Source organism: Flavobacterium noncentrifugens (genome assembly GCF_900100375.1).
Taxonomy (GTDB): domain Bacteria; phylum Bacteroidota; class Bacteroidia; order Flavobacteriales; family Flavobacteriaceae; genus Flavobacterium; species Flavobacterium noncentrifugens.
Window position 1 is genome coordinate 1 of the sequence record NZ_FNEZ01000018.1, and the last position, 1,220, is coordinate 1,220.

1 pseudogene is annotated in these 1,220 nt (G+C 45.7%); it reads right to left on the bottom strand.

Annotated features, from left to right (window positions below):
- Positions 1 to 1,220, bottom strand: a pseudogene (locus tag BLS32_RS18600) (gliding motility-associated C-terminal domain-containing protein); the annotation flags it as partial.

Here is a 1,220-nt window from a genome sequence, read left to right on the forward strand (position 1 = left end):
GTAGGGAAATTAGCAACTTTTGGAGCATTAATGGCAATCGTCAAAGTTTGTCCAACAGCACATTGCCCGGCATTGGGTGTAAAAGTATACGTCGCCCCAACGGTATTGCTAAATGCAGATGACCAGGTTCCAACTACACCGTTTGGTGAAGTGTTTCCAATTGTGACTGCATCGCCGCTACAAATGTTCAAAGGTGTTGGAAAATCAGCAACTTTTTGAGCATTAATAGAAATGGTCAAAGTTTGCCCTGTCGCACATTGTCCGGCATTAGGTGTAAAAGTATAAATTGCACCAACTGTATTGCTAAATGTTGATGACCACGTTCCGACAACGCCATTTGGTGAAGTGTTTCCAATTGTGATTGCATCGCCGCTACAAATGTTCAAAGGTGTAGGAAAATTTGCAACCTTTGGAGGCGCAATCGCAATCGTCATAGTCTGTCCAACAGCACATTGCCCGGCATTCGGAATAAAAGTATAAGTCGCACCAATTGTATTGCTGAATGCAGATGACCACGTTCCGACAACGCCATTTGGTGAAGTGTTTCCAATTGTGATTACATCGCCGCTACAAATGTTCAAAGGTGTTGGGAAGTTGGCAACCTTTGGAGGCGTGATAGCGATGGTTAAGGTCTGTCCGGTCGCACATTGCCCAGAATTTGGTATAAATGTGTAAGTCGCCCCAACAGTATTGCTAAATGCAGACGACCAGGTTCCGACAACCCCGTTAGGTGAAGTGTTTCCAATCGTGATTGCATCGCCGCTACAAATATTCAAAGGTGTTGAAAAATTGGCAATTTTTGGTGGCGCAATGGCAATCGTCAAAGTCTGCCCAACCGCGCATTGCCCGGCATTTGGAGTAAATGTGTAAGTCGCGCCAACGGTATTGCTAAATGCCGATGACCAGGTTCCCACAACGCCGTTTGGTGAAGTATTTCCAATTGTGATTGCATCACCACTGCAAATATTCAAAGGTGTTGGGAAGTTGGCAACCTTTGGAGGTGTGATAGCGATGGTCAAGGTCTGTCCGGTTGCACATTGCCCGGTATTTGGTAAAAATGTGTAAGTCGCGCCAACCGTATTGCTAAATGCAGATGACCACGTTCCGACAACCCCGTTAGGTGAAGTGTTTCCAATGTTGATAATGTCACCGCTACAAATAGTCAAAGGCGTCGGGAAGTTGGCAACCTTTGGAGGTGTGATAGCGATGGTTAAGGTCTG